Source organism: Mangrovibacter yixingensis (assembly GCF_020523985.1).
GTDB classification, from domain to species: Bacteria; Pseudomonadota; Gammaproteobacteria; order Enterobacterales; family Enterobacteriaceae; genus Mangrovibacter; species Mangrovibacter yixingensis.
In genome coordinates, this window is the sequence record NZ_JAIVKM010000002.1 from 380,945 (window position 1) to 396,955 (window position 16,011).

The window sequence follows — 16,011 nt, forward strand, 5'->3', positions numbered from 1 at the left end:
AGTTAGTGCCCTTATGGCGTATAACCCAAAGAAAAACATCCCACTACAGTAAACTGTATTCAGGTAGTGTTATTTTCAGGCTATTGATTCACCAAAATAAGTGGGCACATATCTCTGGCCGTTAGGGCTCCAAAAAGTTGTCCATCAATTTAACCTAAGCGGCCTGTCATGTACATGGAACATCCTTTTGTCCACAGATAAATATGCGCAACAGCCCTTAGGTTCCAGGCTTGAGTATCGCACAGGCTGGGCGTGACAATTTATACTTATGCGCCCTGGAAACGGATTTTAAGACTTTTTGCTTACAGGTTTGTAGTAAATGAGCAATAAAAAAAACGGCACGCTGACAACCAGCGCACCGTTTTCCAGGCTACGAACGATAAGTTATTCGTCTTCGAGATAAGTATAACCGTAAAGGCCCGCTTCGAACTCTTCCATAAATTGCTGCTGCAATACAGGGTCCAGGCCAGTTTGCTTAACCTGGTCGCGGAAATGTGTCAGCAATGTGTTGGGGTCCAACTGAACATACTGCAGCATATCAGCAACGGTATCGCCCTCATCGGAGAGTTCTACTTCCACCGTTCCGTCCGGGAAGACAAACACATCCACAGCTTCAGTATCACCAAACAGGTTATGCATGTTGCCCAAAATTTCCTGGTATGCACCCACCATAAAGAAACCGAGTAACGGTGGGTTTTCAGGATCATATTCCGGCATTGGCATTGTGGTCGCGATACCGTCGCCATCTACATAATGGTCAATAGCACCATCTGAGTCACAGGTGATATCCAGCAATACAGCACGGCGTTCCGGCGCATGATTCAGCCCTTCAAGTGGCAGAACCGGGAACAACTGATCTATCCCCCAGGCATCAGGCATGGATTGGAACAGCGAGAAGTTGACGTACAGTTTATCGGCCATACGTTCTTGCAGTTCATCAATAATTGGCCGGTGAGCACGGTTTTGCGGATCAAGTTGCTTTTGCACCTCATGGCACATACTCAAATAGAGTTGCTCCGCCCAGGCGCGTTCCTGAAGATTGAACGTACCGGATGAATAACCGACATGAATATCATGCAAATCCATCTGGCTGTCGTGCAACCATTCACGCAAAGACCGGCGGTTACCAGGCTCATGCATTTCTTCCCATGTCTCCCACATGCTCTGCAATGCGCGGGAGGCACCTTCTGCCGGGGGCGTTGGGTTGGAGAATTCGTTGCGCTCTACCCCAATAATATTGGAAACCAGAACCGTGTGGTGCGCGGTTACTGCGCGGCCAGATTCAGTGATAACCGTCGGGTGCGGCAACCCATGTTCCTCACAAGCATCACCAATGGCCCAGATTATGTTGTTGGCATATTCGTTCAGGCCGTAGTTCACCGAGCAGTCAGACTGAGAGCGTGTTCCTTCATAATCCACACCAAGACCGCCGCCTACATCGAAGCACTGAATATTCACACCCAGTTTATGCAGTTCGACATAGAAACGTGCCGACTCACGAACACCGGTTGCGATATCGCGGATATTCGCCATCTGCGAACCCAGGTGGAAGTGCAGCAGTTGCAGGCTTTCCAGGCGGTTAGCCTCACGCAACATTTCAACCAGTTGCAATACCTGAGTTGCGGCAAGGCCAAATTTTGATTTTTCACCACCGGAAGACTGCCATTTGCCTGAGCCTTGTGAAGCCAGGCGAGCGCGAACGCCCAAACGTGGCACAACATTCAGGCGCGCAGCCTCTTCCAGGACGATATTAATTTCCGTCATTTTTTCGATGACCAGATAGACTTTGTGGCCCATCTTTTCACCAATCATCGCCAGGCGAATGTATTCACGGTCTTTGTAGCCATTACACACAATCACGGAACGGGTCATGCCAGCATGAGCCAGTACCGCCATCAACTCGGCCTTAGAACCAGCTTCAAGCCCCAGCGGCTCACCGGAGTGAATCAGTGACTCAATCACGCGGCGATGCTGGTTTACCTTGATAGGGTAAACCAGGAAATAGTCACCGTTATAGCCGTAAGATTCACGGGCGCGCTTGAATGCACCATTAATAGAGCGCAGGCGGTGCTGGAGAATTTGTGGGAAACAAAACAGCGCAGGAAGGCGTTGACCTTGAGCTTCACGCTCCTTTACCAGTTTTGCCAGATCAACCCGGGCTTGCGGTACGTCCGGATCCGGGCAAACACTGATGTGCCCCAGTTCATTGACGTCATAATAGTTATTGCCCCACCAGGCAATATTGTATGTACGCAGCATCTTGCTGGCTTCCTGGGAGTTCATTGCAACCTCCTGCATGGAACGGAGTACACCCTGTTCGCCTGCTGACGAACCCGGAACAAAAGAAATGTCGTCAGACATTGCGAACCTCAATTTTTGTCGAAAGAGTAAAACAGTTGACTACTATCGCAGGGCATACCTGAGATAACAACCCATAAGCAACACACGGAGTTAGCAGAACATACGGGGTTGCTAACCGCGTGACCGGTTTCATTTTCATAACATTGTAAGACACGATTCCGAACGCCACATGACAGTTCGGCGAAACCTGGAAAAATCCTTCTGGAAACCAGAAGAGCCCTTGCTCAGTTCAGGTGGCGAAAACCCGCTCGAGAATCCTGAGACGTGCCGAAATGGGTATGACATCGGCTGGAAAACAGAAGTGAAAAACAGGTGGAGAGGCGCGTAGATACACCTGAGAAATGGCGTAACAACGGAATTAGTTGAAAATGGCGATTCATTGTCATTGCTTGCTATCACCTCCACACATACACATGTATGCGATAAGTAAAGCCCGCGGCCAGGTCACAGGGACGAAAACCACGCTACTGAGAATTTGCTCAACCCGGCTGGAAGTGAGTAACACAGTGCAAAACCGGTTACCTGACGATATAAGCCGCGCGCGCCGTTTTATACCCACATCACCACCAAAAAGCAAAACAAAAATGTGCTATTTAGCCTGTCCTTTCTTCAAGTGTTTTGTAACAAAACGACAGCATCGTGAACCCGATCAAAAAACCACTGGAAATCTGCTTAAGGTATAACCTAGAATAGCCATCCAGAAGTTAATCCATCTATACTGATTAACACTAAGACTGCTGGTGTTGATTACCGCCCAAATGACGTTTGTCAGCATAATCCTTGATAAAGGATGTGGGTTATCAGCAGTCCCTGATAATCGATTTACTCCAGGGTGAAGATAATATGGCAAAACACCTTTTTACGTCCGAGTCAGTATCCGAAGGGCATCCCGATAAAATCGCAGACCAGATTTCAGACGCCGTTCTTGACGCAATTCTGGAACAAGACCCTAAAGCACGTGTTGCCTGTGAGACTTACGTAAAAACGGGCATGGTTCTGGTTGGTGGTGAAATCACGACCAGCGCTTGGGTTGATATTGAAGAAATTACTCGCAATACCGTACGCGATATTGGTTACATTCATTCCGATATGGGCTTTGACGCAAACTCTTGCGCCGTTCTCAGCGCTATCGGCAAACAGTCTCCGGATATCAACCAGGGTGTTGACCGCGCAGATCCACTGGAACAAGGTGCTGGCGACCAGGGTTTAATGTTTGGTTATGCAACCAATGAAACCGATGTACTGATGCCTGCGCCAATCACTTATGCTCATCGTCTGGTTCAGCGCCAGTCTGAAGTGCGTAAAAATGGCACACTGCCATGGTTGCGCCCGGATGCGAAAAGCCAGGTAACCTTCCAGTATGATGACGGTAAAATTGTCGGCATCGATGCGGTAGTGCTGTCTACTCAGCATTCAGAATCAGTCGCGCAAAAAGATCTGCAAGAAGGCGTAATGGAAGAAATCATCAAGCCTGTTCTGCCTGCAGAATGGCTGAGTGCTTCCACCAAGTTCTTTATTAACCCAACAGGCCGTTTTGTTATTGGTGGCCCAATGGGCGATTGCGGCCTGACCGGGCGTAAAATTATCGTGGATACCTACGGCGGTATGGCTCGCCATGGCGGTGGGGCATTCTCTGGTAAAGATCCTTCTAAAGTTGACCGCTCTGCAGCTTATGCCGCCCGCTATGTGGCGAAAAACATCGTTGCTGCAGGCCTGGCAGACCGCTGTGAAATCCAGGTGTCCTATGCCATTGGTGTGGCTGAACCCACCTCCATCATGGTAGAAACCTTTGGTACAGAAAAGGTTGCTCCTGAATTGCTGACTGCACTGGTTCGCGAACATTTTGACCTTCGCCCTTATGGCCTTATCAAAATGCTGGATCTGTTACATCCGATCTACCGCGAAACAGCGGCTTATGGCCACTTCGGCCGTGACCACTTCCCGTGGGAAAAAACGGACAAAGCTGCCGACCTGCGCGCAGCTGCCGGCCTGTAATAAACTGTCTCAGGGCCAGTATTTGCTGGCCCTCAGATTGGTGAAAAAGAAGGAAAAATCGTGGTTTTTCCTTCTTTTTAGTTAGTAGCCGAAAATCAATAAATTGATTTTGCTGTTTTTTTATTGGATGACATCCTCTCGTTCTCTGCGAACATGAGGTTAGTCATCGGACTCAGGGCCAGTATTTGCTGGCCCTCTTTATAGACTTTCCCTGTGGTTTACTGGCTAACTTTTTCTCTCTGCGAGACCACGCCACTCCCCAGGCACCTGCAACCAACACGTTTTTGTACAACGCTCAATCATTCTGTGCCGCCCCCCGAATAGCCGCTTTCTGTCCATTTCTTGCAACCTTTGGAAAGGGTGGAAACGATTACACTTCACTATGCAACATACTTTTTCAGAATCCACTTTAAAAAACACAAATTTGATATTTTTGTTACATAAACTATCAGATTCATCTAATAACCCAACATAAAATAAGATGAGATAGTTAGTAACTTAATGATTTAAATAGTTAAATTTTATAATTGCAAATCAGAAGCATTGTAACCGATTACATTAGCGTGATAAGGGTCACACTTAACAACCTAAACACAACCTATTATTAACATTTGCATAATTAATAACCCAAATGGAGGGCATCATGCCTGACACTAAAAAAACGGGGCTTTCCAATAAAGCAATGACATTCTTTGTCTGCTTTCTGGCTGCACTGGCAGGATTACTGTTTGGCCTTGATATCGGCGTAATTGCTGGAGCACTACCCTTTATTGCTCATGAGTTCCAAATTACGCCACACCAACAAGAGTGGGTGGTAAGCTCCATGATGTTCGGTGCCGCAGTTGGGGCTGTAGGTAGTGGCTGGCTCTCTTTCCGGCTGGGGCGAAAATACAGCCTGATGATTGGTGCGATACTTTTCGTTGCCGGGTCACTGTGCTCAGCCCTGGCGCCCAATGCCGAAATTCTGATTATTTCCCGCGTATTGTTAGGGTTGGCGGTGGGGGTAGCCTCCTACACTGCACCATTGTACCTTTCAGAAATCGCGCCGGAAAAAATTCGCGGCAGTATGATCTCCATGTATCAGTTGATGATAACTATCGGTATTCTCGGTGCCTACTTATCAGATACAGCCTTCAGTTACAGTGGTGAATGGCGCTGGATGCTGGGTGTTATCACCATCCCGGCCGCCCTGCTGCTAATTGGTGTATTCTTTCTACCAGACAGCCCACGCTGGTTTGCTGCCAAACGCCGCTTCCATGACGCTGAACGTGTGCTGATGTACCTGCGTGACTCCAGTGAAGAAGCTAAACGTGAACTGGAAGAAATCCGTGACAGCCTGAAGGTGAAACAGAGTGGCTGGTCACTGTTCCGTGAAAACAGCAATTTCCGTCGGGCCGTATTCCTGGGTGTACTGCTACAAGTAATGCAGCAATTCACCGGGATGAACGTCATCATGTATTACGCACCAAAAATTTTCGAAATAGCCGGTTTTACCAATACCACGGAACAAATGTGGGGAACGGTTATCGTCGGTCTCACCAACGTGCTGGCAACGTTTATTGCAATTGGTCTGGTTGACCGTTGGGGACGTAAACCAACGCTGATCCTTGGCTTCCTCGTTATGGCAGCAGGTATGGGAGTTTTGGGCACGATGCTGCATGTGGGCATTCACTCTAGCAACGCACAATACTTTGCTGTTGCGATGTTACTGATGTTTATTGTTGGTTTTGCAATGAGTGCCGGCCCGTTGATCTGGGTGCTGTGCTCTGAAATTCAGCCGCTTAAAGGGCGTGATTTTGGCATAACCTGCTCAACAGCTACCAACTGGATTGCCAACATGATTGTTGGCGCAACATTCCTGACCATGCTCAACAGTTTGGGGAATGCGAATACCTTCTGGGTTTATGCCGGGCTGAATGTGTTCTTTATTATCCTGACGTTAGTTCTGATACCGGAAACCAAGCACGTCTCCCTTGAGCACATTGAACGCAATCTTATGAAAGGCCGACCCTTGCGTGAGATTGGTGCTCAGTAATTTGCCCACACCTTTCGGGGGGCAGTTATAGCTCCCCGACACATACTTGCAGTAAACAATTTCTGGCTCTATGCTGCCAGCTTATGAATACACGCCGCATCCCCATTGCAATACAACAAGCTATTATGCGCAGCCTGCGCACTAACCTGGTTCGGGCTAATCAGTACCTGAATACGCAGTACGCTGAGCCTAAAGTCACCTGGCAACAGCGCGGTACATCGGCAGGGACCGCCTGGTTAGAATCCTATGAAATCCGGCTTAACCCATTATTATTGATGGAAAACCAGCAAGCATTTACCGAGCAAGTCGTGCCACACGAACTGGCTCATCTATTGGTCTGGAAGCATTTTGGCCGGGTTGCCCCCCATGGCAAAGAATGGAAATGGATGATGGAAACTGTGTTGGGTGTTCCGGCTAAGCGCACTCATCAATTCGAACTCAGCACCGTGCGTTCCAATACCTTCCCTTATTACTGCCGTTGCCAGCAACATCAGCTAACGGTGCGCCGCCATAACAGGGTATTACGTAAACAGGCGGAGTATCGCTGTATTCATTGTGGCGAAATACTGAAACCCGGCACTTCTCCCCTGTAATCACAACAAGTTAACTGGAAACTTTAGAATCCAACTGATTGAAACTGGATAAATGATCAGTTAGTGTGCGGGCATACTTTGTCAGAGAACTTCGATATGTCCCGCAAATTATCTTCTGCAGCTATTGCCCTGGCTGCCCTTGTTATAAGTGCTGGTGTACAAGCCGCCGGTATTAACAGTTTTTCTCAAGCCAAAACGGCTGGTGTAAAAGTGAATGCCGATGCGCCCGGCAGTTTTTATTGTGGTTGTAAAATCACATGGGAAGGGAAAAAGGGTATTCCAGACTTAAACTCATGCGGTTACCACGTCAGAAAAAATACAGTCCGCGCTAATCGAATCGAATGGGAACATGTTATGCCTGCCTGGCAATTCGGCCACTTGCGCCAGTGCTGGCAAGACGGTGGACGTAAAAACTGCGCAAAAGATCCGGTGTACCGCAAAATTGAAAGCGATATGCACAACCTGGAACCCGCGGTGGGGGAAGTCAACGCCGACCGAGGCAACTTTATGTACAGCCAGTGGAATGGTGGAGAAAGCAAATATGGGCAGTGTTCGATGAAAGTCGATTTTGCCAATAAGCGTGCTGAGCCACCAGCCCGCGCCCGTGGTGCGATTGCCCGCACATATTTTTATATGCGCGACCAGTATCAACTGCCTCTTTCTCGCCAGCAAACCCAGCTATTTGAAGCCTGGGATAAAACGTATCCGGTTACTCAATGGGAATGTACTCGTGATGAACGTATAGCCAAAATACAGGGAAATCATAACCCTTATGTACAGCGGGCTTGCATGGCGCAAAAAGGCTAACCTACACTACCCAACAACAATTAACACTGTGATGTGCCGGTGCCCCATTTACGGGGCACACTAATGACGGCAACTTCTGCACTCTGCTCTTAGCGAAGAATTTGTTATAACCACCATCACACCTTTTTATGGATGATATAAACGATGCGTATTCCTCGCATTTATCACCCCTCGCCACTTACTGCTGGCCAGACTATTGCGCTAAGTGATGACGCCGCAGGGCATGTTGGCCGCGTATTGCGCATGTCTGCCGGGCAAGCGCTGGAGTTATTCGATGGCTCCAACCAGGTTTTTTCTGCAGAAATCGTTCAGGCAGATAAAAAACAGGTTCAGGTCAGGTTGCTGGGTTGTCAAACAGATAACCGCGAGTCACCACTGTTCTTACACCTGGGCCAGGTAATGTCCCGTGGTGAAAAAATGGAATTTACGATACAGAAATCCATAGAACTGGGCGTCAATGTTATTACACCTTTGTTCTCGGAACGTTGTGGCGTAAAACTAGACGCTGAACGCCTGAATAAAAAACTGCTTCAATGGCAAAAAATTGCCATTGGAGCCTGTGAACAGTGTGGCCGCAACCAGGTTCCTGAAATACGCCCCGCAATGAACCTCGAAGCCTGGTGTCAGGAACAAGATGATGCACTTAGGCTCAACCTGCACCCGCGCGCCAGTGCCAGTATCAATACGCTTCCCTTACCTGTTGAACGGGTGCGGTTGCTTATTGGCCCTGAAGGCGGATTATCGGCAGAAGAGATTGCCATGACTGCGCGTTATCAGTTTACTGATATTCTGTTAGGACCCCGTGTGCTGCGTACAGAAACCACCGCCCTCACTGCTATAACAGCGCTTCAAGTGCGATTTGGTGATTTGGGCTAAAGGAGACAAGAATGATCAAGCTCGGCATCGTGATGGACCCCATCGCGTCAATTAATCTTAAAAAAGACACCAGCTTTGCAATGTTACTGGAAGCACAGAAACGTGGTTACCAGATACATTATATGGAAATGGCGGATTTGTACCTGATAAATGGTGAAGCACGTGCGCGCACGCGTACCGTCAGTGTCGAGTATAACTATGAAAAATGGTACACCTTTGGCAGTGAACAGGATATTCCGCTGTCGGAACTTGATGTCATTTTAATGCGCAAAGACCCGCCGTTTGATACAGAATTTATCTATGCCACCTATATTCTGGAACGGGCTGAAGAACAAGGCACATTAATTGTTAACAAACCCCAAAGCCTGCGTGATTGTAACGAAAAACTCTTCACTGCCTGGTTCGCCGATTTAACGCCAGATACGCTGGTAACGCGTAACAAAGCCCAGTTGAAAGCGTTTTGGGAAAAACATGGTGACATCATCATGAAACCGCTGGACGGGATGGGCGGCACCTCAATCTTCCGCGTAAAAGCAGGTGATCCAAACTTATCTGTAATTACAGAAACACTCACGGAATTGGGCAACCGCTACTGCATGGCACAAAACTATCTGCCTGAAATTAAAGATGGTGATAAACGTGTACTGGTGGTAGACGGTGAACCAGTGCCTTATTGCCTTGCGCGTATTCCTCCGAATGGTGAAACTCGCGGTAACCTGGCTGCGGGTGGACGGGGTGAACCTCGCCCATTAACTGAAAGTGACTGGGCTATTGCCCGCCGTATTGCACCGACATTAAAAGAAAAAGGCCTGATCTTTGTTGGGCTGGATATTATTGGTGATAAGCTCACTGAAATTAATGTCACCAGTCCAACTTGTGTGCGTGAAATTGAAGCACAGTTCCCGATATCAATTACGGGAATGTTAATGGACGCCATTGAGAAGCGTCTGGCAAAATAACGACCATGGCGGGAAGGATCCCGCCAGCCTCTCGGGAATGCCGGTAGAATACATTCCTTATCAGGCAGGTTATAACAACTGCCAAAGACTCAACCGGGAACAGACCTCTGACAATGAATTTACAGCATCACTTTCTTATTGCCATGCCAGGGTTACAGGATCCGCTGTTCAGGCGTTCTGTCGTGTATATCTGCGAGCACAACGACGAAGGCGCAATGGGGATTATTATTAATAAACCTCTTGATAACCTGAAAGTTGCCGAAGTGCTTGAGAAGCTCAAGATTACCCCAGAACCACGTGATCCGGCGATTCGCCTGGATAAGCCGGTGTTTGTCGGCGGGCCACTCGCGGAAGACAGGGGTTTTATTTTGCATACTCCCCCAGAGATGTTCAGCTCCAGTATTCGTATTGCTGACAACACAATTATTACTACTTCCAAAGATGTACTGGAAACATTAGGTACGCCAAACCAACCACCGGATGTGCTGGTTGCTCTGGGTTATTCCTCTTGGGATAAAGGCCAACTGGAACAAGAGATCCTGGACAATGCATGGCTTACAGCACCAGCCAATAATCAGATTCTGTTCCACACTTTAATTAGTGAACGCTGGCGCGAAGCTGCAAGATTAATTGGCATTGATATTCACAATCTGCCTAGTGAAGCAGGGCATGCATGATGGCAACAGGAACAATACTGTCTTTTGACTTTGGTACTCGCAGCATTGGTGTCGCCATTGGGCAAAAAATTACCGGAACAGCCCGCCCTTTAGCTGCGCTGAAAGCAAAAGATGGCGTTCCTGATTGGGAACAAATCGGCCGTCTTCTCAAAGAGTGGCAACCCGATTTTTTAGTTGTTGGTTTGCCGCTGAATATGGACGGCACGGAGCAACCCCTGACCACCAGAGCGAAAAAATTCGCTAACCGCCTGCATGGCAGGTTTGGCATTACTGTAGAACTCCATGATGAGCGGCTGAGTACAGTTGAAGCCCGTGCGGGTTTATTTGAACAAGGTGGTTTCAAAGCACTGGATAAAGGCAGCGTAGATTCAGCTTCCGCTGTTGTTATTCTGGAAAGCTGGTTTGAGCAACACTTCTGATTCCAACTCTGGCTGTGCTACACAGCCAGCCATCCTTCTTTCTGAGCCTGCCAATTTCCAGTTCCCTTGTTATGCAACATCTTTTGCTAGCACCATTTGCCTGCATAAAAACACACTTCACCTGAACTACTGGCGGAACAAAATTTAGCTTTTCGTGCCAAAAATAATCAACCAGCCAGTGATTAACACCTGATACTAGCCAACAAATAACATATTAGAATTTCAATAAGTTAACTAAAAACCGGCTTTCCTGAATGCCATTTCTCCAGACATCCTCACCGAATAACGTGATCCAGATCGCACTTTTTGTTACCTAGGATATAATTTCATGCGTTACTATAACTCACATCAAAGGCATACACCTTTAAATATAACGAATTGAATTAATTAAGGAAAAGACCATGAAAAACGTAAAAACTCTGTTCGCTGCTGCTGCTCTCTCTCTGGTTTCTTTTGCAAGCTTCGCTCAAACTGTAACCGCTACCGCCAGCACTCTGGATGGTGCAGAAGCACAGATAGCAACTCAGGCTAAACAAGCAGGTGCTGCTTCATACCAAATCACTGAAGCATACTCTGGCAACCAGGTTCACATGACTGCTGAACTGAATAAATAAGAGTAAATGTTCTGGAACCGGAGTGCTTTTATCCCCCAGTTTCCGGTACTGAACAATCATATTGAGCCCAGTCACTGTACTGGGCTCAATCATATCTACAATGCTGTAAACAATATCACTTCTGCGATAGCACTCTTCTGAATCACTACTAACGATAATCCAGCGCAAGAAATAAGGTAAAACTTCATAATAATTATTTAGATAATAAATTTCCTTCCCACTTATTGATTACCTACAAACATCCGGAAATTAGCCCCAGTAGAAGCACGTTCAGTGCCAGCAATTCATGTATATTTTTGTATGGTGCCTCTTATGCTGCTCCACACAAAATGGCAGCCGAAACCACTTATGCAAGCACCCCCGCAGCAACGCGCTCAGCCCGGCTTTGCTCAAAAGTTTGCATGCCAAACTGTTTCCCCGTTTGTAACACCCCTGGTAACTGGTGTGTTTTCCCTTCCCTAATCAGGCTAGAAACTGCTGGCGTGGCTACCAACAGTTCAAACAGAGCCACCCGCCCACTCTCTTTACATGTAACCAATTGTTGGGCTAAAACACCTTTCAGGCTGCCTGCCAGTTGGGTCCGAACCATACTTTTCTCTTCCGCCGGGAAGACATCCACCAGCCGCTCTACAGCCTGAGCAGCCCCACGGGTATGCAGTGTTGCCAGTACCAGGTGCCCTGTTTCAGCTGCGGTAAGGGCAAGGCGAATAGTTTCGCTGTCCCGCAACTCACCCAGCAGGATAACATCCGGGTCCTGGCGTAAAGCGCCCTTCAGCCCGGCAGCAAAAGAATCACAATGCAGCCCAACTTCACGCTGCTGGATAACCCCCTGAGGAGGTTTGTGAACAAACTCAACCGGGTCTTCAAGGGTAATAATATGTGCCTGGGTTTGCCGGTTCAGCTCCCCAACCATAGCCGCCAGAGTAGTGGACTTGCCGCTGCCCGTAGCACCACACACTAATACCAACCCAGACTGTTCCTGCAACAATGTCATTAAGGCATCAGGAACCTGTAATGCGGTTAACGCTGGGCACACCTGCGGTAAAATACGTAACGCCACAGACACCCCTTCTACCTGAAGAAATGCATTGGCTCTTAAACGCTGGCCACTTGCCAGCTCTACCGCAAAATCCAGTTGGCCATGGTGTTTAAACTGGCCGTGCTGCTCTGGTGTTAGCCACAAATCCAACAATGCAGATATATCGGGTGAAGCACATGGGGCCGGTTCCAGCACGCCATCTTTACGCCAGTAAAAATGCCCACTGCTACACAGGTGTAGATCAGAGACATTATGCTTTACACTAAGGGCCACGATTTCTTCCATTTTGGCTTATCCTGAAACTCATGAACGACATTGCCCACAACTTAGCGCAGGTTCAGCAGAGAATCTCAGCAGCTGCAGAACGTTGCGGCCGTGCTCCAGAAGAAGTTTCCCTTCTTGCCGTAAGTAAAACCAAACCTGCGAGTGATATCGCACAAGCCATTGCCGCCGGGCAACGGGAGTTTGGTGAGAACTATGTTCAGGAAGGCGCCGATAAAATAGCCCTGTTCCGTGAGCAAGGTGTTACCGGCCTGACATGGCACTTTATTGGCCCGTTACAGTCCAATAAAAGCCGTCTGGTTGCCGAAAATTTTGACTGGTGCCATACCATTGACCGGCAGAAAATCGCCACGCGTCTCAGTGAGCAACGCCCTGGCGAATTAGCGCCGCTGAATGTGCTGATTCAAGTTAATATCAGCGATGAGACCAGCAAATCTGGTATCGCTTTATCTGAGGTGGACACACTGGCAGACCTGATAAGCAGCCTGCCAGGGTTACGCTTACGCGGGCTGATGGCAATTCCTGCGCCAGAACAGGATTACGACAAGCAATTTGCTGTCTGCCAACAAATGGCTGTAGCATTTAGCGCGCTACAACGCCGCTATTCTGGTATTGATACACTTTCGCTGGGCATGACGGATGATATGGAAGCAGCCATTGCCGCAGGTTCCACCATGGTTCGAATTGGTACAGCAATTTTTGGCGCACGGGATTACTCTGCGCGCCAGGGACAATAACTACAGAGGAACGCCATGCTGACGTTGACTTTCCTGGCCAAAACCATCATTGAATTGTATGTGATGGTGTTACTGCTCCGTATCTGGATGCAGTGGTCACGTTGTGATTTTTATAACCCGCTCTCACAATTTATTGTGAAGATTACCCAGCCCATCATTGGCCCACTGCGCCGGATCATTCCGTCAATTGGCCCGGTGGATACCGCTTCTTTGCTGGTCGCGTTTATTCTTACCACGCTGAAATTCCCACTGCTGCTACTCATTCAGGCAGGTGTGCTGGCAATTGGCCCGGTTAACCTGTTGGTTGGCCTGTTGTCGTTACTTAAAAGTGCTGGCTCACTGGTATTTTGGGTCATCATTGTGCGTTCTATTATGAGCTGGGTAAGCCAGGGGCGTAGCCCGATGGAGTTTGTACTGATGCAGCTCACTGAACCCTTGATGGCACCAATTCGCCGTTTTATCCCTGCTATGGGCGGCATTGATTTTTCTGCCATGGGTGTAATTATTATTCTGTACCTGCTCAATTACCTGGGTATGGACCTGTTCCCGGGGCTGTGGTACCAGCTTTGAGTGCAGTAACCCTGACTGAATCCGGGCTGGCGCTGAACCTGTTTATTCAGCCCAAAGCCAGCCGGGATGCCATTGTTGGCCTGCATGGCGATGAGCTAAAAATCGCCATCACCGCGCCGCCGGTTGACGGCCAGGCCAACGCTCACCTGGTTAAATTTCTGGCAAAACAATTTCGGGTTGCCAAAAGCCAGGTGTCACTCACCAAAGGTGAACTTGGCCGCCATAAATCAGTGCTAATCAGTTCACCGAAAACTATTCCGCCGGTTGTTGCGGCCTGTCTTAATTAATCTGTGGTATTCGTTATGCAAAAAGTCGTACTGGCGACCGGTAATGCGGGGAAAGTTCGCGAACTGGCTGACTTGCTGGAAAATTTTGGTCTGGATATTGTTGCGCAAACCGAGCTGGGCGTTGATTCAGCGGAAGAAACAGGCAGTACCTTTATCGAGAATGCGATTCTTAAAGCTCGCCATGCTTCACAGATAACCGGCCTGCCTGCCATTGCCGATGATTCAGGGCTGGCTGTCGATGCGCTGGGCGGTGCGCCAGGTATTTATTCCGCACGCTATGCGGGCGAAGAGGCAACAGACCAACAGAACCTGGAAAAGTTATTGCACTCCATGGAAGATGTGCCAGATAACCTGCGTAAAGCACGTTTCCATTGCGTACTGGTGTATTTGCGCCATGCTGAAGACCCAACACCACTGGTGTGCCATGGCTCATGGGAAGGGGAAATCACTCGCGCTCCCGCAGGCCAGGGCGGTTTTGGTTATGATCCCATTTTCTATGTTGCTTCTGAAGGTAAAACTGCAGCGGAGTTAACCAAAGAAGAGAAACGCGCTATTTCACACCGCGGCCAGGCACTGGCATTACTACTGGAAGCAATGCGCAATGGCTGATTTGCCGCCACTGAGTCTGTACATCCATATTCCGTGGTGTGTGCAGAAATGCCCATACTGCGACTTTAACTCTCATGCACTGAAAGGCGATGTGCCTCATGATGAATATGTCAGCCACCTGCTGAGAGATTTAGACAACGAAGTACCTGCCGCTCAGGGCCGGGCCGTCAGCACAATATTTATCGGTGGTGGGACACCAAGCCTGCTTTCTGGCGAAGCGATGCAAAAGCTACTCGATGGTGTACGCACACGTTTACCGCTGGCAGCCGGTGCAGAAATCACCATGGAAGCGAACCCGGGTACCGTTGAAGCTGGCCGTTTTGCCGCTTACCAGGCAGCCGGTGTTAACCGGATTTCCATTGGTGTCCAAAGTTTTAGCCAGAAAAAGCTACAACGTCTGGGGCGTATTCATGGCCCGGATGAAGCAAAACGCGCCGCGCAACTGGCGTCTTCACTTGGCTTGCGGAGTTTTAACCTGGACCTGATGCACGGATTGCCTGACCAATCGCTGGAAGAAGCACTGGGCGATTTGCGCCAGGCGATAGCACTGAATCCACCGCATTTATCCTGGTACCAGCTCACTATCGAACCCAATACGCTATTTGGCTCGCGCCCACCAGTACTGCCCGATGACGATACCTTATGGGATATTTTCGAACAGGGCGACAAACTGCTAAGCGCTGCCGGTTACCAGCAATACGAAACATCCGCTTATGCCAAGCCGGGCTACCAGTGCCAGCATAATCTCAATTACTGGCGCTTTGGGGACTACCTGGGGATTGGTTGCGGTGCGCACGGCAAAATCACCTGGCCGGATAACCGGATTGTTCGCCGGGCAAAAACTCGCCACCCGCGCGGTTACATGGCAGGAAAGTACCTGGACCGAGAGCATGAAGTGGCTGTGGCAGACAAGCCATTTGAATTTTTCATGAACCGCTTCCGGCTGTTAGAACCCGTTCCCCGGAACGACTTTCTGCAATTAACCGGTCTTAGCGAAACTGTGGTGCGCCCGCAACTGGATGAAGCCATTGCCCAAGGCTACCTCACCGAAACAGCATCGGAGTGGCAAATCACGCAACACGGGAAACTGTTTCTGAACTCGCTACTGGGGCTGTTTCTGGTGGATGATTGAATAAAGCTCCCTTGTAGCA

The 16,011-nt window shown here is 48.8% G+C and carries 18 protein-coding genes; 14 read left to right on the forward strand and 4 right to left on the reverse strand.

Annotated features, from left to right (window positions below; translation table 11 throughout):
• Positions 1-384 precede the first annotated feature (384 nt).
• The 3 genes from speA to LC084_RS23420 all read right to left on the reverse strand — a co-directional run bounded on the left by speA (position 385) and on the right by LC084_RS23420 (position 2,747).
• Positions 385-2,361: a biosynthetic arginine decarboxylase gene (gene speA / locus LC084_RS12425; RefSeq protein WP_226571525.1), complete on the reverse strand. Its 1,977-nt coding sequence runs from the start codon at positions 2,359-2,361 to the stop codon at positions 385-387.
• Positions 2,354-2,500 (reverse strand): acid stress response protein YqgB, encoded by a 147-nt coding sequence (gene yqgB / locus LC084_RS12430; RefSeq protein ID WP_226571792.1) that lies wholly within the window; start codon positions 2,498-2,500, stop codon positions 2,354-2,356. Before yqgB ends, speA begins: the two co-directional genes overlap by 8 nt.
• A gap of 85 nt (positions 2,501-2,585) precedes the next feature.
• On the reverse strand, positions 2,586-2,747 hold the full coding sequence (locus LC084_RS23420) for a hypothetical protein (RefSeq protein WP_449826308.1): 162 nt from the start codon (positions 2,745-2,747) through the stop codon (positions 2,586-2,588).
• Positions 2,748-3,204: 457 nt separating this feature from the next.
• Between LC084_RS23420 and metK the strand changes: the two genes are divergently transcribed.
• From metK to LC084_RS12475, 9 genes are all read left to right on the forward strand, one after another.
• Complete coding sequence (gene metK, locus LC084_RS12435) at positions 3,205-4,356, forward strand: methionine adenosyltransferase (protein WP_226571526.1); 1,152 nt, start codon at positions 3,205-3,207, stop codon at positions 4,354-4,356.
• A gap of 643 nt (positions 4,357-4,999) precedes the next feature.
• Complete coding sequence (locus LC084_RS12440; protein ID WP_226571527.1) at positions 5,000-6,391, forward strand: sugar porter family MFS transporter; 1,392 nt, start codon at positions 5,000-5,002, stop codon at positions 6,389-6,391.
• A gap of 83 nt (positions 6,392-6,474) precedes the next feature.
• Positions 6,475-6,984, forward strand: a complete 510-nt coding sequence (locus LC084_RS12445) for a SprT family zinc-dependent metalloprotease (protein ID WP_226571528.1) — start codon at positions 6,475-6,477, stop codon at positions 6,982-6,984.
• Between the two features lie 96 nt (positions 6,985-7,080).
• Entirely contained in the window at positions 7,081-7,791 is a 711-nt protein-coding gene (endA, locus tag LC084_RS12450) for a deoxyribonuclease I (RefSeq protein WP_226571529.1), read from the forward strand.
• Between the two features lie 144 nt (positions 7,792-7,935).
• A complete protein-coding gene (rsmE, locus tag LC084_RS12455) occupies positions 7,936-8,667 on the forward strand; it encodes a 16S rRNA (uracil(1498)-N(3))-methyltransferase (RefSeq protein ID WP_226571530.1) in 732 nt (243 codons plus the stop codon).
• Positions 8,668-8,678: 11 nt separating this feature from the next.
• Entirely contained in the window at positions 8,679-9,626 is a 948-nt protein-coding gene (gene gshB, locus LC084_RS12460) for a glutathione synthase (RefSeq protein WP_226571531.1), read from the forward strand.
• A gap of 113 nt (positions 9,627-9,739) precedes the next feature.
• A complete protein-coding gene (locus tag LC084_RS12465) occupies positions 9,740-10,303 on the forward strand; it encodes a YqgE/AlgH family protein (protein WP_226571532.1) in 564 nt (187 codons plus the stop codon).
• Positions 10,303-10,722: a Holliday junction resolvase RuvX gene (gene ruvX, locus LC084_RS12470; protein ID WP_226571793.1), complete on the forward strand. Its 420-nt coding sequence runs from the start codon at positions 10,303-10,305 to the stop codon at positions 10,720-10,722. The genes LC084_RS12465 and ruvX overlap by 1 nt, the downstream gene beginning before the upstream one ends.
• Before the next feature lie 401 nt (positions 10,723-11,123).
• The gene (locus tag LC084_RS12475) at positions 11,124-11,336 is read left to right on the forward strand and encodes a YdgH/BhsA/McbA family protein (RefSeq protein WP_226571533.1); all 213 of its coding nucleotides are present in this window, start codon (positions 11,124-11,126) and stop codon (positions 11,334-11,336) included.
• Positions 11,337-11,682: 346 nt separating this feature from the next.
• On the opposite strand, the gene LC084_RS12480 is transcribed toward LC084_RS12475, so the two are convergent.
• A complete protein-coding gene (locus LC084_RS12480; protein ID WP_226571534.1) occupies positions 11,683-12,660 on the reverse strand; it encodes a type IV pilus twitching motility protein PilT in 978 nt (325 codons plus the stop codon).
• Positions 12,661-12,680: 20 nt separating this feature from the next.
• Between LC084_RS12480 and LC084_RS12485 the strand changes: the two genes are divergently transcribed.
• The 5 genes from LC084_RS12485 to hemW are packed head-to-tail and all read left to right on the forward strand — an operon-like array spanning position 12,681 to position 15,992.
• Positions 12,681-13,394: a YggS family pyridoxal phosphate-dependent enzyme gene (locus LC084_RS12485; RefSeq protein WP_226571535.1), complete on the forward strand. Its 714-nt coding sequence runs from the start codon at positions 12,681-12,683 to the stop codon at positions 13,392-13,394.
• 15 nt (positions 13,395-13,409) lie between these two features.
• Positions 13,410-13,964, forward strand: a complete 555-nt coding sequence (locus LC084_RS12490) for a YggT family protein (protein WP_036102866.1) — start codon at positions 13,410-13,412, stop codon at positions 13,962-13,964.
• A complete protein-coding gene (gene yggU / locus LC084_RS12495) occupies positions 13,961-14,251 on the forward strand; it encodes a DUF167 family protein YggU (protein WP_226571536.1) in 291 nt (96 codons plus the stop codon). Before LC084_RS12490 ends, yggU begins: the two co-directional genes overlap by 4 nt.
• Positions 14,252-14,266: 15 nt before the next feature.
• Positions 14,267-14,860 carry an XTP/dITP diphosphatase gene (locus tag LC084_RS12500; protein ID WP_226571537.1) on the forward strand — a complete coding sequence of 198 codons (594 nt, stop codon included), beginning with the start codon at positions 14,267-14,269 and terminating at the stop codon, positions 14,858-14,860.
• Positions 14,853-15,992 carry a radical SAM family heme chaperone HemW gene (gene hemW, locus LC084_RS12505; RefSeq protein WP_226571538.1) on the forward strand — a complete coding sequence of 380 codons (1,140 nt, stop codon included), beginning with the start codon at positions 14,853-14,855 and terminating at the stop codon, positions 15,990-15,992. Before LC084_RS12500 ends, hemW begins: the two co-directional genes overlap by 8 nt.
• The last annotated feature ends 19 nt before the right edge of the window (positions 15,993-16,011 follow it).

What these genes read in the sequence shown, in the direction of transcription:
- rsmE (WP_226571530.1), top strand. Translation starts at nt 7,936, where the DNA reads ATGCGTATTCCTCGCATTTATCACCCCTCGCCACTTACTGCTGGCCAG.
- speA (WP_226571525.1), bottom strand. Translation starts at nt 2,361, where the DNA reads ATGTCTGACGACATTTCTTTTGTTCCGGGTTCGTCAGCAGGCGAACAG.
- LC084_RS23420 (WP_449826308.1), bottom strand. Translation starts at nt 2,747, where the DNA reads ATGACAATGAATCGCCATTTTCAACTAATTCCGTTGTTACGCCATTTC.
- LC084_RS12465 (WP_226571532.1), top strand. Translation starts at nt 9,740, where the DNA reads ATGAATTTACAGCATCACTTTCTTATTGCCATGCCAGGGTTACAGGAT.
- metK (WP_226571526.1), top strand. Translation starts at nt 3,205, where the DNA reads ATGGCAAAACACCTTTTTACGTCCGAGTCAGTATCCGAAGGGCATCCC.
- hemW (WP_226571538.1), top strand. Translation starts at nt 14,853, where the DNA reads ATGGCTGATTTGCCGCCACTGAGTCTGTACATCCATATTCCGTGGTGT.
- ruvX (WP_226571793.1), top strand. Translation starts at nt 10,303, where the DNA reads ATGGCAACAGGAACAATACTGTCTTTTGACTTTGGTACTCGCAGCATT.
- LC084_RS12440 (WP_226571527.1), top strand. Translation starts at nt 5,000, where the DNA reads ATGCCTGACACTAAAAAAACGGGGCTTTCCAATAAAGCAATGACATTC.
- LC084_RS12480 (WP_226571534.1), bottom strand. Translation starts at nt 12,660, where the DNA reads ATGGAAGAAATCGTGGCCCTTAGTGTAAAGCATAATGTCTCTGATCTA.
- gshB (WP_226571531.1), top strand. Translation starts at nt 8,679, where the DNA reads ATGATCAAGCTCGGCATCGTGATGGACCCCATCGCGTCAATTAATCTT.
- LC084_RS12475 (WP_226571533.1), top strand. Translation starts at nt 11,124, where the DNA reads ATGAAAAACGTAAAAACTCTGTTCGCTGCTGCTGCTCTCTCTCTGGTT.
- LC084_RS12490 (WP_036102866.1), top strand. Translation starts at nt 13,410, where the DNA reads ATGCTGACGTTGACTTTCCTGGCCAAAACCATCATTGAATTGTATGTG.
- yqgB (WP_226571792.1), bottom strand. Translation starts at nt 2,500, where the DNA reads ATGAAAATGAAACCGGTCACGCGGTTAGCAACCCCGTATGTTCTGCTA.
- LC084_RS12445 (WP_226571528.1), top strand. Translation starts at nt 6,475, where the DNA reads ATGAATACACGCCGCATCCCCATTGCAATACAACAAGCTATTATGCGC.
- endA (WP_226571529.1), top strand. Translation starts at nt 7,081, where the DNA reads ATGTCCCGCAAATTATCTTCTGCAGCTATTGCCCTGGCTGCCCTTGTT.
- LC084_RS12485 (WP_226571535.1), top strand. Translation starts at nt 12,681, where the DNA reads ATGAACGACATTGCCCACAACTTAGCGCAGGTTCAGCAGAGAATCTCA.
- LC084_RS12500 (WP_226571537.1), top strand. Translation starts at nt 14,267, where the DNA reads ATGCAAAAAGTCGTACTGGCGACCGGTAATGCGGGGAAAGTTCGCGAA.